This is a genomic window from Paraburkholderia sp. GAS42, from assembly GCF_050436565.1.
In the GTDB taxonomy this organism is placed as follows: domain Bacteria; phylum Pseudomonadota; class Gammaproteobacteria; order Burkholderiales; family Burkholderiaceae; genus Paraburkholderia.
The window spans coordinates 1-14,235 of record NZ_JBNDML010000034.1 but is presented as its reverse complement, the minus strand read 5'-3'; the positions used below and the strand labels follow the sequence as shown (position 1 = coordinate 14,235).

7 protein-coding genes and 2 pseudogenes are annotated in these 14,235 nt (G+C 62.5%); 4 read left to right on the top strand and 5 right to left on the bottom strand.

The window, feature by feature from the left end:
- Window positions 1-32: 32 nt before the first annotated feature.
- Window positions 33-1,742: a thiamine pyrophosphate-dependent enzyme gene (locus tag P3T16_RS32320; RefSeq protein WP_429345326.1), complete on the top strand. Its 1,710-nt coding sequence runs from the start codon at window positions 33-35 to the stop codon at window positions 1,740-1,742.
- 9 nt (window positions 1,743-1,751) lie between these two features.
- Here the strand turns inward: P3T16_RS32320 and P3T16_RS32315 are convergent.
- Window positions 1,752-1,965: pseudogene (locus P3T16_RS32315) on the bottom strand (MerR family transcriptional regulator); the annotation flags it as partial.
- 349 nt (window positions 1,966-2,314) lie between these two features.
- Here P3T16_RS32315 and P3T16_RS32310 point away from each other — a divergent pair.
- Window positions 2,315-2,983, top strand: a complete 669-nt coding sequence (locus tag P3T16_RS32310) for an MlaC/ttg2D family ABC transporter substrate-binding protein (RefSeq protein ID WP_429345345.1) — start codon at window positions 2,315-2,317, stop codon at window positions 2,981-2,983.
- A gap of 368 nt (window positions 2,984-3,351) precedes the next feature.
- Window positions 3,352-4,197 (top strand): DMT family transporter, encoded by an 846-nt coding sequence (locus tag P3T16_RS32305; protein WP_429345325.1) that lies wholly within the window; start codon window positions 3,352-3,354, stop codon window positions 4,195-4,197.
- A 650-nt stretch (window positions 4,198-4,847) separates the two neighbouring features.
- On the opposite strand, the gene P3T16_RS32300 is transcribed toward P3T16_RS32305, so the two are convergent.
- Window positions 4,848-5,120 (bottom strand): hypothetical protein, encoded by a 273-nt coding sequence (locus P3T16_RS32300; protein ID WP_429255329.1) that lies wholly within the window; start codon window positions 5,118-5,120, stop codon window positions 4,848-4,850.
- A 351-nt stretch (window positions 5,121-5,471) separates the two neighbouring features.
- Window positions 5,472-6,575: a porin gene (locus P3T16_RS32295; RefSeq protein WP_429345324.1), complete on the bottom strand. Its 1,104-nt coding sequence runs from the start codon at window positions 6,573-6,575 to the stop codon at window positions 5,472-5,474.
- A gap of 644 nt (window positions 6,576-7,219) precedes the next feature.
- Here P3T16_RS32295 and P3T16_RS32290 point away from each other — a divergent pair.
- Window positions 7,220-7,651 carry a hypothetical protein gene (locus P3T16_RS32290; RefSeq protein WP_429255331.1) on the top strand — a complete coding sequence of 144 codons (432 nt, stop codon included), beginning with the start codon at window positions 7,220-7,222 and terminating at the stop codon, window positions 7,649-7,651.
- Window positions 7,652-8,005: 354 nt separating this feature from the next.
- On the opposite strand, the gene P3T16_RS32285 is transcribed toward P3T16_RS32290, so the two are convergent.
- A complete protein-coding gene (locus P3T16_RS32285) occupies window positions 8,006-13,513 on the bottom strand; it encodes a trifunctional serine/threonine-protein kinase/ATP-binding protein/sensor histidine kinase (RefSeq protein ID WP_429345323.1) in 5,508 nt (1,835 codons plus the stop codon).
- A 327-nt stretch (window positions 13,514-13,840) separates the two neighbouring features.
- Window positions 13,841-14,235: pseudogene (locus P3T16_RS32280) on the bottom strand (hypothetical protein); the annotation flags it as partial.

The window sequence follows — 14,235 nt, the reverse complement described above, 5'->3', positions numbered from 1 at the left end:
TCTCCCTATCACCTCGCGTTTCGGAGACGTACATGAGCAAGAAAGTTGCAGAAATCATCGTCGAAATTCTCGAACAAGCGGGCGTAAAGCGCTGCTACGGGATCGTGGGCGACACGCTGAATCTCATCGCTCACCACCTTAACGAGAGCGACATCGAGTGGGTCCATGTACGCCATGAGGAGGCGGGAGCGTTTGCCGCCGAAGGCGAAGCCATGTTGACCGGCAACCTGACGGCCGTTGCCGGAAGTTGCGGGCCTGGCAGCCTTCACTTCATTAACGGTTTGGTGGACGCCAACCGTAATCGGGCTCCGGTTATCCTGATCGCAACCCAGGTGGCGAGCGAGGAAATCGGCTTTAACTTTCCGCAAGAGGTCGATTTCAAGGCGATCTACGGATCGTGCAGCGTGTTCTGCGACATGATCATTACGCCGGAGCAGGCACGACGCAAAACGGTGATTGCCTGCCAGACCGCCATTGCAAAGGGTGGCGTGGCCGTGCTGATCGTTCCGGTTGACATTGCCCATGCCAATGCGAGCGATGACGTCCCGTATTCGGTCCACACAAATGTGCCCATTGTCCGGCCGAGTGACGCAGACCTCGACCGTGTCGCTGAAATCCTCAATTCAGGCGACAAGATTGCGATCTATGGGGGCTCGGGATGTCGTGGCGCCCACGCCGAGATCCTTGCAGTAGCCGAGTGCCTCAAGGCGCCCATTGCACACACGTCCCGCGCAAAGGACGTGCTTGAGCACGACAACCCGTACAACGTCGGCATGACCGGCATTATCGGCGGCGAAGCGGGCTATCTGGCGGTATCCGAATGCGAGACCTTGTTGATGCTTGGAGCCGACTTTGCCTGGCGGCAGTTCTACCCGGAGAAGGCCAAGATCGTTCAGATCGACATGGCACCCGACCATCTCGGCCGCCGGCATCCGGTCACGCTAGGGCTGGTGGGAGATATCAAGGCCACGATGGAGGCGTTGCTGCCGCGCCTTAAACCGCGCACGTCTACCGAGTTCCGCGACAAGCTCGTCCAACGGCATGCCGCTGCGCTGGAATCCCACCTGTCCAGGGCGGTTGCGTCGGACCGCGGGACAATTCCTCCCATCTACCTGACCGAGCTCATCAACCGGCACGCAGCGAGCGATGCAATCTTCTGTGCCGACGATGGGACACCCACTGTCTGGCTTTATCGGCACATCGAGACGAACGGAAAACGCCGCGTGTTTTCGAGTCTGCTCCACGGCACGATGGCGGCGGCCCTGCCAATGTCATTGGGGCTGCAGAAGTGCCAGCCTGGACGTCAGGTGATCGCCATGTCCGGCGATGGTGGTCTAGCCATGCTGTTCGGTGAGCTCATGACGGTCGTGCAGGAGAAGCTGCCGATCAAGGTGGTGGTGTTCGACAACGGCAAGCTTGGATTTATCGACATCGAGCAGAAGTCCGAAGGCATGCTCCCACTCTATACGGGCCTGCAAAACCCGGACTTCGGTAAGGTCGCCGAGGTGATCGGATTATGGGGGCGCACGGTGTCGAAATCCGATGAGCTCGAAGATGCAGTCATCGCATGGTTGAATGAGCCCGGCCCCGCACTTCTGAACGTCAAGGTCGATACGATGACGCTCGTGATGCCGCCGAAGATCGAATGGGGCTCTGCGTACGGAATGGTTCTGTATTCAGCGAAAGCCATGTTGCAGGGGCAGTCCGCCGATGTGTTCGCCATGATCCGCGAAAACTTATAGGACTTGCCGGGTAAGCGGGGCGGCAGGAAGCGCGCCGTAATCGGCAAGCGCGAGCCCGAAACGACGCAGCGCCTGGACCCTGTGGAGTCGGGCCACATCCTGGCGGTCGTACAGTCTTGTCGGCGCGCGCCGAAGGCGTGAGCAAGCCGATTGCGTCGCAGTAGTGCAGCGTGCGGACCGTGAGTCCGCTGCGTCTTGCCAGCTCTCTCACTTTCAACAACATTCAAGCCTCCGTTTAGTGCGCACAATGGAGACTAAAACCTTACGTTAGAGTCAACGGGAATCGCGTGTTCACGCCGAGAACGTTGCCGTCGAGCAGTGCGATCAGGTGGCGCGATGTCGCGAAGACCGGCAGCCGGCTGATGGCAATGGAGGCGGGCGAGCAAAAGCGGGTGTCAAAGACGATAAAAGGGGCCGTGTCGATCCGTTGGCGGAACCGCCCCCGGACGCCCCGCGCAATCCATCAGGCACCTGGTATGCCTGCGTCGCCGCGTGGGCAGCGAAACGCCGCGCGAACCGTGCCGTCACCGCTCCGGCGGTCTGCTGGGCCCTTCTCAGAATCGAGGTTTGCAATGAAGCACTTCTGCCGAAGCACCATTGTCCGTTCCGCGTTCGTCGCATCGCTGGCCATTGCGGCCGGCATCGGGTCGCTGTGCGCGCCTGAGCACGCGCGGTCCGCTCAAATCAACGACCAGACCGACCCGCAGACACTCATCCGAACCGTGACGCAGCAAATCTTGGACGAGGTGCGCCAGCAGGCCCTCACGCCGGACGACATCCCGCGCATCATGAATATCGTGAACCGGGACATCCTCCCATTCGTCGACTTTCGCCGCACCACGCAGTACGCGGTGGGCCGCTTCTGGCGCACCTCCACACCCGAGCAACAGGACCAGGTGGTCGAGCAGTTCAAGCAGTTGCTTATCCACACGTATTCCGGCGCGCTCACGATGGTCAACACGGATCAGAAATTCGAGTACCCTCCTTCGCCCACCGAGTCGAGCGACACCGACGCGGTAGTGCGCACGATCGCGTCAGGCAAAAACGGCCAGGTGCAGATCGACTACCGGCTGTACAAATCACCTCAGGGTTGGCGCGTCTATGACATGAACGTGCTCGGCGCGTGGCTGATCCAGACCTACCGTACGCAATTCAGCGACAAGATCCAGCAAAGCGGCGTCGACGGGCTGATCCAGTTTCTCACCGACCGCAACAAGCAACTTGCGTCGTCGTCCGCGTGATCCCGATTTCAAGGGGCGACGTGGGTACAAAGACGCGTGTCACCCGAGACTCGGGTGATTGCGATGGTGCCTACTGGACCATGCGCAAGCGGGTCGAGCGGGAGCAATCAATAATCGTCGAGGATGGCCTGGTTCTTGATTTCCTCCGCGCGCGATGCCGCTGCGTTCGTGTTGGCCGAGGCTATGGCCGCGCCGTTTGGCGGCGATCGCCTGTCACTAACGTGCTAATGAGATGATGGCCCCCACCCGAACGCTGCGTTACGATTGCCGCGCCCCCTACTTCGTTTGACAATGGCGCCTGGCCGTCCGCGCGGGCGATACACTATGCTGTCACAGACCCCCAGGCGCGTGACTGACGCCGACGCTCCATGCCGCGTACGCGAATCGCCTTGCTTACCACCCTCGCAATGTTCGCCTTTGCAGGGAATTCATTGCTTTGCCGTCTGGCGCTGAAAGGCACGGGGGTCGATGCAGCAACATTCACGTTGGTACGGGTGGTGTCCGCCGCGCTCGCGCTCTGGTTGATGCTGCGAGCACGTGGTAGTCCGCGGGGCATCGCTGGCAACTGGTATTCGGCCCTTGCACTTTTTGCCTATGCATCCGGGTTTTCATTTGCATACGTCGGCCTTCCGGCCGGGACAGGCGCGTTGCTTCTTTTCGGCTCTGTGCAGGCTACGATGATCGGACACGGCCTTTGGACGGGGGAGCACCTGCGCGTACGGCAGTGGGCGGGACTGTTGTTGGCACTGAGCGGTCTGATCGGGCTCGTTCTGCGCGGAATCTCGGCGCCACCTCTGCAGCCTTCTCTTTTGATGCTGGGGGCGGGCGTCGCGTGGGGCATTTATTCGTTGCGCGGCAGGCGTTCTTGCGATCCGACAACGACTACCGCAGGGAACTTCCTGCGAGCCGTGCCGTTTGCGGCAGCGGTTAGTCTGCTCACACCTGCGCACCTCTCATTAGAAAGATCCGGAATGGTGTATGCCATGCTCTCCGGAGCATTGACCTCTGGCGTTGGTTATGTCATCTGGTACGCGGCCCTAAGGGGACTGAAAGCCGCTACCGCTGCCACCGTGCAACTGAGTGTGCCGGTCATCGCGGCGATGGGCGGCATAGTGTTGCTCGGTGAACCGTTGACGCCGCGCCTGCTGGGCAGTTCGGCCGCAATTCTTGGCGGCATTGCATTGGTAGTCGCCAAAAAGCAGACGGTCAAATAGCGACACTTGCGCAGGATGGCTAATGGCGGTTCAGGGGTGCGTGCTGCCGACCGCAGACGTGCGCAGTTCACATTGCCCAGGCCCTTTGTATGAAGCAGTACGCGGCCAGGTCATCCCGTCTCGCTGTCTGATGGTCATTCCAACGTCGGCTCCGTCCTCGATGTTGTTGAAAAAGTCGCTGAGCGTCTCTCACACAAGGTATTCAGGGGTCTTCTTACCCTTCACCGACGTTCGCGAGCGGTTTGCAGGTCGATCTGAGAGGTCGATTTTTTTCACCAGCGGATTGAAAACGCCGTGCAGCGACTTTTTCAACAACATCGGTCGATCACGGTCTGCGGTAACCTCAGTAACACTTATCGGTGTATAGATCAGTAATTGCGAGGACCAGGGACAGCGGAACGCGAGGACTCTGATGAGCATCCTCGGCGGTACCGTGACTTCGACGTGAGGCGTGGCATGGGCAGTGATCGGCCATTAAGCGATCGCGGTTGACGATACAGTGGCCGGAGGGAATGGAATGCCCCGAAACCTCCGTTTGTTGAACGTCAAAAGCCGGCGCTCGACGGCCCCACCTTCATCCATTTGGCACCCTGATTAGCAGTACTTCCAGCGGCGACCGGCCGCCCGATTCTAACCATGCCACGACGGCCCTACGGTCGGCCAGTTACGCGCTGCACCATCGCGTAGAGCACCGACATCTGCAAGCCGCTCTTGAGTGCGTAGTTCGGGTCGTATTGATTGGAGTAGCCCCACCAGTCGAAGCATGCATTCGGGTTCGTCGGTCCTGGCGCAGACGACGCAATCGTGTCGGGATACAAGACCACCAGTTTGTTCGTGTCGGCCCATTCATTGATGCCGGCCTCGGTGACCCAGCGGTTGCCGATAAATGATGCTTCCTGCAGACAGCCGTGGAGGGCGAGCACGAATCCGCACTTGTTCCCTTGCGCGCAGGCTTTGGGAACAAAAACGCTCCCAGTCGAACTCATAGAAAGGTTTGGCGACGCCCCGAACTCCGTTTGATCGAATGCGGACAGCGTACCCGACAGCTTTCCGTTGTTGCGCGGTTTCAATGGGCCGAGGAATATCGTCAACCACGTTTTTACTGAATCGTAGACTGCGCCGTTCGCCGAGCAGCGCACCTTCTTTTGAGGACGCCGCTCGCACCGCCTGTCACGCGATACCCGCAGCGCGGGCACGCCGGCGCGAACGCCGGCGAGGCATCCGGCCGGCCCGGTGCGCTCGGGCATGCCCGCAATGCGGAAAAAAAAGTCACGTTAGAACACGTGCATCATCCCGATGTACGCGCCGGTCTGCGATTCGCCGGCCATCGGGCTCGTCGGCGAGCTCGAATCGCGCGGCGTCGCGAACACCGAGAAGGTGCCGTTCCTGCTGTTGTTCACGTACGCGACGGTGCCGTACAGGAACGTGCGCGCGCTCAGGTTGTAGGTGGTCCCGAGCGCATAGAGCATCGCGTGGCTGCCCGGATCGTGCGAGACGTCGCCGCCGCCGTCGCCCACCCGGATGTAGAAGCCCGCCGCCGTCACGGCCCAGCGCGGCGTGGCCTGATACGTGACGCCAAGCCAGTAGTGGTCGGCGCTGTCGGACGCGCCCGCGGGCGAATCGGGCGCCGCGTAGTGCGTGTACGCGGCCTGGATCTTGAACTTCTGCACGCGCACGTTCGCGCCCACGAAGTACTCGCGCGAGGCCGTGAAAATGTTGGAGAAGCGACCGTTCGAATCGCGCAGCTCGTCGTAGATGCCGCGCAGGTCGAAGAGCGGCGAGTGATAGCTAAGCATGATGCCGTCGGAGCGGCCGAAATCGCCTTCGGCGCCGTTGTTGAAGCCGCTCGCCTGGTTGCCGAACGCGTACTGCCCCTGCACGTCGAGGCCGTGCCAGACGGGGCTGTGATATTCGACGTTGTTGCTCGTCTGCTGCCAGTTGCGCCCGCGCACGAGCGAGGCCGACGAGACTGCCTGCTGCACGAACGGATCGAATTCCCACACGCCGTCGCTGTCGATGAAGAGATTGCGGCCCGCCTGCAACTGGCCCCACGTCTCATTCTTCAAGCCGACGTACGCCCGGCGCGAGAACATCTTGCCGCCGCCCGTGGTGCCGTTCATGATCTGCAGCGCGGTTTCGAGGTCGAACAGTGCGCTGGTGCCGCCGCCCAGGTCCTCGGTCCCCTTGAAGCCGAGCATGCTCGTGCCCCAGTCGCCCCCTTCCCCGCTCCAGCGGCTCGAGCTGCCGCCCGTGCCGTTGGCGATGTGATTCAGGTACTCGACGCCTCCGTCGACGCGGCCATACAGCGTCACGCTCGACTGTGCCGATGCGGCCGTACTGGCTGCGAGCAGCACGAATGCGCCCAGTTGATATTTCACGTCAGCTCCCAGGTGGACTCTTCTTTCATTGTCCGCGCCGTCCCGAGTCCTGCCGGGCCCTGCGCAAACGGGGCGATTCATCCAGCACCGCGGGCATGCTTCGCGCGGCGCCCGGCGGCAACGCATGATTCAATGCGTTGCCGCCGGGCGCATGGCGCCTGACAAATATAGCGGGTCACCTGCACTTTGACCAGGTTATGCAGCAGCGGCCGCAGAAGCGGCTTCGCGACCGGACGGCACGGACGAAAATCCTGTCGGCATATTCGTGACTGGTCGTTCGAGAAATTGGGGAAAAATTTTAGATCAGCGCACGCATCGTCATGTCGGCGACCGGGACGAGATCCTTCTCTTCAAAACTCACTTTACCGGGAACGCGAAACCCCTTGAATGACACACAATAGAAATGTGCTTGGACCCTGCTCGTCAAGCGCCGCGTTGAATTCGCCCACCTGCTAACCTCGACTTAAGGCAGCGGCAAGAATGGCGACCGTCTCTTCAGGGGTCGGTCTATGCCGAGCGCATCAAACTCTGTTCAGCCAGTTGCAGACCTTCGACGTGTCGGCCAAAATCGACGACAATGTTCCCAAGGAACGATTGCGAGTCGTACTCCGTCGTCGGAGACGCCGCTGAACCTGAAAGGCAACATGAGACGACTGTTCGCCGCTGCGCTCGCAGCCGCCTTTTTCGCGACTTGCGTTCATGCGCAAAGCAACGCGTCCGGCCCGCTCGGCACGCCCTCGGGCACACTGCAATTCGTGCGCGTCGACCACGAATTTGCGGCGATGCTCGACAAGGAAATTTTCGATCGGTTTGGCGCGAGCACGCTCACGCATTTCGATGACATGGGCAACGAAAATGACACTGTTGACCGCACGCTCGTGCAGACCGATTCCGGCCCGGTGCTGTACGACTTTCGCCACCGTCCGCCACTTGTGCAGCGCTGTGGCACGCGTATGACGGTCAAGCGCGTGTTCTGGCAAGACGATGAGGTCGTGATGCAAGGCTCGCAAGGCTGGTTTCGATTCAAGCGCGGCGCGCTGACAAAGCTGCAGTCGTCTACGACGACGTACCACTGACCACGCGCACGCCGAACACACGCTCGCGCGCGATGACACACAGCGCTTCGCCGCGCACGCCATTGCCGGTCTCCAGGTCGCCTCAGTCTGTTGTGGGTCGAGCTGAGCCCGTCGTCGTGGGACAGGGTTCGGCCATCTACGGACACTGGCCTGCACTCGGGCTCGGATATTCGAACGTCGGCACCGCTCCTGGCTACGGACGTTAGCGCGGCAATTGATACTAATGTCGTTCCGTCGCGGCGATAAATCACGCGAAGGCTCACTTCAGTTCTGTATCGCGCCTTCACGCGGGATAGCACTATGTCCGAAACGTCCGCGCGGGCCGCAATCGCAGGAGGTCCTCGCGCTTGGCAATCACGATGAAACGGCTGGATGGGCGGGCACGGTGAATTGAACGACCGCGCCGCGGGGCAGGTTCGCGCTCGCCCACAATCGGCCGCCATGTGCGTCGATGATCGAACGGCAGATCGACAGCCCCATCCCCAAACCGGTGGGCTTCGTGGTGTAGAAGGGAGCGAAAACGCGCTCGGCGCTGTGCGGAGCAAAGCCCGGTCCCCAATCGCGCACTGTCACGAGCACGTAGCTGGAGTCGGCTCTCCCTGTGCCGATGTGCAATTGCCGTACGCCATCGCTGACACCGCTCATCGCCTCGATCGCGTTGATGATCAGATTGAGGAGGACCTGTTGCAATTCGACTCGGTCTCCTTCGATGAATGGCAAACCGTCCGCGAGTTGCGTCTGCACCGAGGCGCCGCTCTTCGTGGCTTCGCCACGAGTAAGCTCGATCACCTCGCGGATCGCCTCGTTGATGTCCACGGGTTCCTTCCGCGGCGGCGTCTTCCTGATCAGCCCGCGGATCCGGCCGAGCACGTCCCCCGCCCGATTGGCATCCTTGATAATGCGGCCGAGCACCTGCCCGACCTCGTCGATGTCAGGGGGCTGTGCGCTCAGCCATCGCAGCGCAGCCTGGGCGTTGGTCACCGTCGCGGCGATCGGCTGGTTGACCTCATGTGCGATCGAGGCCGCGAGCTGGCCCATGGTCGCGACGCGGTTTGCGTGCGCCAGTTCCGTCTGCACCTCGCGGTAGCGACGCTCGCTCTCGCGGACTTTTTCCTCCACCTGCTTGCGCTCGGTCAGATCGAGCACGAAAGCGACGCCTTCCTTCCGACTCGCTTCGAAAGTGGCCAAACCGACTATGACGGGCACACGGCTGCCATCCTTCCTGACGTACTCCTTTTCGAAGGGCCGCGCGCGCCCCGTCTGCCCAACCTCTGCGAGGACCTGCTCGCTGCCCTGACGCCCTTCCGGCGGCGTCAGGTCCCTCCAGCGTACGCGACCCGTGACAAGATCCTCCCGCTCGTATCCCACCATGCGTAGAAATGCGTCATTGGCCTCGAGAATGTCACCATCGGCATTCCAGACGATGATCCCGATGATGTTGGCGTCGACGAGGCGCCGGATCTTCGCTTCGCGTTCCGCGAGGTCGCGGTACAAATGGGCATTCTCCAGCGAGATCGCGGCCTGCGAGGCCACCAGCTTCAGCACGGCTATCCGGGTCGGGCTGAACACACGGGCAGCCAGATTGTTTTCGAGGTAGAGGGCGCCCGTGAGCTTCGCCTGATTCATCAAGGGCAGGCAGAGAATTGAACGGGCATGATGCTCACGGATGTAGGGATCTGCGGCAAACGAGGACTGGGCCGCTGCATCGTCGAGGAAGACGCTCTCCCGGGTGCGCAGGACATGGTAGAGGATCGACTCCGGCAGCATCGCCGCGCTCACCGGCACATCGCGCAGCTGCAACTGGGTCGCGTCGCCGCCTGTCGTCGCTTCTGCCGCTATGCGTTGTTCGCCGCCGTCCGACAGAATCAACAGACCTCGCTCGGCGCCCGCCTGTTCGATCGCCGTACGCATGATCATATCGATCAGCCTGTCCAGGACGATGTCGCCCGACGCGGCCTGCGACACCTTGAGCACGGTTGCGAGGTCGAGGTGTTCGACCGGCGTTGCGATCGTGGTCGTCGGCCCGGGCGCGGGCTCCTCCGTCCTCAGGTACGGATACCTCTCCTCGAGTTGCCGCACCTTCCCATCGGCTCCCCAACGCAGGTAGGCGTAGCGGGCGTCCTGTAAATACACACGGGCTACCTTCTCAAGACCGCGCGCCGCGTAAAAGCGCGACGCGAGTTCGTTGGCGAGCGCCTCAGTATGGACGAAGCCGTTTTCCTGCGCCGAGTGGATTGCCTGCTCATAAAGCAGTTCAGCATCCACCACGCGGCCCTCGATCCGGGCGATCTCGGCACCGACCAGCGCGGTGCGGCTCCCGAAGTTCTCCGGGCAGTTCTCTGTCCAGATCTGCAGCTGCCTGTGATGCGCAGCCATCGCGTCCAGGTCCTGCGGCCGCTCGCCGACCGGGGCGGAGTCGCACAAGGCGGCCTGGGCCAGCGCGCCGTAAAAGTGATATTCGGCCTCCTCAAAGAACGAGGATGAGGTCCAGAGCAGCTGTTCCGCCTTCGATGCGGCATCCATGGCCACCGCATAGTCGCCGGCGAGATAGCGCGCTTGCAGTTTCCGGACCCAGTACCAACACGCAGCGAGCGCCAGGCCCGGATTGCTGGACAGATGGTTTTCGGTGCGAAGCTCACTGAACTGCTCGTCGTCAAAGCAGCCGAATGTCGGCGTCAAGCCGCGGAGCATCCGGATCAGCGCGAGCTGCGTGGCGATGAAGTCAATGACGAGACCGAACCGCACCTTCTCGGCATACGCAAGGCCGCGTTCGGCTTCGACCTGTACCTCGGGCAGCGGCTCGCCGGCGAAGAGCAGGTCCGAGTTGAGGCTGTTGCCCGAGTAAGCGCCATACGGGAGATCTCCGATCCGGTTCGCCGCTGCGAAAGCGCGGCGCAGCAGATCGCGGCAAGCCCGCACCGGTTTCATCCAGCGTACGACAAAAATCGAAAAGCAAAGAAACGTCTTTGCCTCAAAACGCTTGAGCCCGCGTCGATCGACGAGTTCGCAGCCGAGCCGGCCGAACCGATATCCGGCCTGGTAGTCGCCGAAACGCCGTCCGGCAACCCTGCCGACATTGGCATAGAGCACACATGAGGCATCGCAGTTGCCCCGCTCGAGGCTGAGGCTGACCGCCTTGCAGATCGTCAGGCAAGCCAGGTTCGCATCCGTCTGCAAAGCCGGCGCGAAGAGCTTGCTCAGCGCCTCGACGGTCCCGAGGGAGGCCGCGTCCTCCATCAGCGGCAAATTGACCAGTTCCTCGATGGTCCGGCCTGCAAGCTGCGACCAGATGCGATCGTACTCGCGCCGCACCTCCTCGTCGTTCGGATGGGGCGACCACTCGATGCCGACATGCCGGAGAAAGGCGAGACAGACAGCGACCGCGCGGTCGCTCTGATCGAGGACCAGACAGACATCCAGTTGCAGGCACGCGACGAGGGCGCGTTCGACCGTTGTCGCGGCGCGATGCGACAGCGCCACCAATCGCTCGTCTGCGACCAGTAACTGCCCGGTCAGGAATTCGCATTCAGCCCGGTTTAGCTCCAGCGCAAAAATCTGCTCATGCCGGCGCTCCCAGCAATCGTCGCTCAATAGTTCCGACCCGGTGACGAGATAGGTGAGCGCCGAGGCATAGGCTGTCGACGCCTTGGCGCGCTGGCCGGCGAGCAGGTTGAACCCGGCCAGTTGCTCCCGTTCGTCCTGCCCGGTGATCAGCGCGGCGCCGCGATTGAGCTGACCCGCGATCTCGAAGATCGCCTCCTCCCGCTTTTCCGGGGGCGTCTCTTCGGCGAGAAGCCGCCCGATCCGCAGATGGGCCTCGGTGCGCAAGGCTTCGGGGATCAGTGAGTAGGCGGCTTCATGAACCCGGTCGTGAACAAACGCGTAGGAGCCCTCCAGCCGCCCGACCAGTTCCTGACGGATCGCCTCCCACAACGCCGCGTGGACCTGCGCGTCCGGGATTCCGAGAACGGTCGACAGTGTCGTGATCCTGGCGACGTTCCCAAGACAGGCAAGCTGCTGCAACGCCTGCTGCGTCTGCTCCGGCAGGCGGGTCAGCTTGCCGGCCATCAGGTCCACGACGTTGTCGGTGTAACCCTTGGCATGGATGCGATCGGGATCCCAGCACCACTGCCCCGCGTCATGATCGAAGGTGAGTAAGGCTTCTTCGACAAGCGCGTGCAGAAACTGGATCACGAAGAACGGATTGCCGGCGGTTTTGTCATGCACCAGTTGAGCCAGGGGCTCGATGCGCTCCGGCTCGCAGTGAAGCGCCTCCCCGATCAACTGCTTGATGTGTCCACTGCCGAGCGGCGCCAGCGTGATTTCATCGATCTTGACGCCCGCGTTCCTGAGGGCCTGAAGCTTGCCCGTCAACGGATGCGTGGCGTCGACCTCGTTGTCGCGGTAGGCGCCGATCAGCATCAGGTGCCGCAGATCCGAGCCGGTCAGCAGATCCTCGAGCAGGTCGAGCGTCGCCGCGTCGAGCCATTGAAGATCATCGAGGAAGATAGCCAGCGGATGTTCCGGCCGGGCGAAAACACCGATGAAGCGCCGGAACACGAGCAGGAAACGGCTTTGCGCCTGTTGTGGCTCAAGTTCCGGGACCGGCAGCGGCTCTCCGATGATGAGCTTCAGTTCGGGGATGAGGTCGGTCATCAACCGCGCATTGGGGTCCAGCGCCTCCAGCAACGCGTCGCGCCAGCTCGCCAGCTCCGCGTCGCGCTTGCCAAGAAGCGGCCGCACCAGGCTTTGAAACGCCTGCACCAGTGTCGAATAGGGGATGTCGCGCTTGTACTGGTCGAACTTGCCGGACGCGAAGAGCCCCCGCGGCGGCACCAGCACCTTGTGCAGTTCATTGACGACTGAGGATTTGCCGATTCCGGAATAGCCGGAGACCAGCACCAGCTCCGGCGCCCCGCTCCTGACGATCCGATCGAATGCGGCGACCAGGGTATCGACCTCGCGCTCCCTCCCGTACAGCTTCTCGGGAATCAGCAGCCGGTCAGGCGTGTCGTGTTCGCCCAGTGGGAAGTCATCGACTCGGCGCTGGTGCTGCCAGTCGGCCAGGCAGCGCTGCAGATCATGCTCGACACCGGCGGCAGTCTGGTACCGCTCCTCGGCCGTCTTGGCGAGCAGCTTCATGACGATAAGGGAGACCGCAGCAGGGACGGTCTCAACCAGCGCGCTGGGCGGCACCGGCTTTCTGGCGATATGGCAGTGCACCCATTCCATGGGGTCGGCGGCCGTAAACGGCAGCGCGCCCGTCAGCATCTGGTAGAGCGTGACGCCGAACGCATAGAGGTCGCTGCGCGAATCGATCGAGCGATTCATCCGGCCAGTCTGTTCGGGCGCCATGTAGGCAAGCGTACCGGCGATGGTCTCGGGCGGCTCGGGCGCCTGTCGCTCGCGCGGCAGCCGCGAGGCGAGGCCGAATCCGGTGAGCCGCGCCGTTCCGTCGGCGCAGTTCACCAGGATATGGGTGGGCTTGAGATCCTTATGGACGAGGCCGCGCTGGTGGAGCTTGCCCAGCACCGCAGCGATGCCGACAGCGAGCCGCAAAAAATGTCCCATCTCCATGGGCGCGTCGAGTAGCCGCGCGAGCGGCTCACCGCCGGGGTCCTCGAGCACCAGCAGCGTCTGGCCCCCTTCGCGCACCAGTTCCAGCGGCCGCACCGCCCACGCGCCCTCAAGTTCGTCCTTCAGGCCAAACTCGTGAGCGAGGCGATCAAGGCTGGCAGGTAATGGATGTTCGGCGGCGGGCCGCGCAAGCAGGACGTTGTGGCCGCCGCCCTCGCCCGGGCGCCGCCCTCGACAGAACACGCGCTCGCCATCGTCCCACAAGATCTGGAGTATGTTACCCATTGGCGCCGGAACCCTAAGTAGGTCTTCGTCTGCCGCACGCTGCCATCAGGCAGCTGCCCGACATTGCGTTGAAGGCTACATTCGTCCGCACAATCGGGGCAGGGTGCGCTCCGAAATCGATTTACAGCACGGCATCTCGTCGATTACCAACGCTGCAGGTGCAGGCATTTCGTGAGGATACACCTCAGCGACCGCGGCGCCATCGGGAGTGATCGGAGAGGCGTGGTGGGATCGGCCTTCACGCTACGCTGACTGCCGCCGGGATGGAATGCAGCCGCCGAAGCCGAGCATCGCGCCGGCCATCTTCGCGGCGCAATCCGCGCCGCCTCACACTGAGGTGCCGGGCAGGACCAGCAGCAAGGGCCACAGGTAGTTGATCAGGTTCGCCTCGGCGACGGGCGCCAGCCGGAATGCCGTCACCAGGCTGTCGTGATACTCGAACGGGCAAACGATGCCGGGCGCCATCGTCCGCAAAGGCACGCGCCATTCGCGGGCGCGAAGGAGGCACGTCACATTCCCGACGACAGCGCCACGCCCGTCAGTAATAGCGGAGGCACGTCCGGCGCGTGGGAGGCCTGCGTCACGAACTACGCCCAGAGGATAATCGCGCCGGCCGCGCACAGCCACCAAACCGGAATCTATGGTCACCCCCGTTTTTGCAACGCTGACTTTTGACTTTGCGGTTGGCTTGCCTAAATCTATCCGGCGTCGTTTTGGAGATA

Bases quoted from the DNA above. Each gene is read 5' to 3' on its own strand.
- P3T16_RS32320 (WP_429345326.1), top strand. From the start codon at position 33: ATGAGCAAGAAAGTTGCAGAAATCATCGTCGAAATTCTCGAACAAGCG.
- P3T16_RS32310 (WP_429345345.1), top strand. From the start codon at position 2,315: ATGAAGCACTTCTGCCGAAGCACCATTGTCCGTTCCGCGTTCGTCGCA.
- P3T16_RS32305 (WP_429345325.1), top strand. From the start codon at position 3,352: ATGCCGCGTACGCGAATCGCCTTGCTTACCACCCTCGCAATGTTCGCC.
- P3T16_RS32290 (WP_429255331.1), top strand. From the start codon at position 7,220: ATGAGACGACTGTTCGCCGCTGCGCTCGCAGCCGCCTTTTTCGCGACT.
- P3T16_RS32285 (WP_429345323.1), bottom strand. From the start codon at position 13,513: ATGGGTAACATACTCCAGATCTTGTGGGACGATGGCGAGCGCGTGTTC.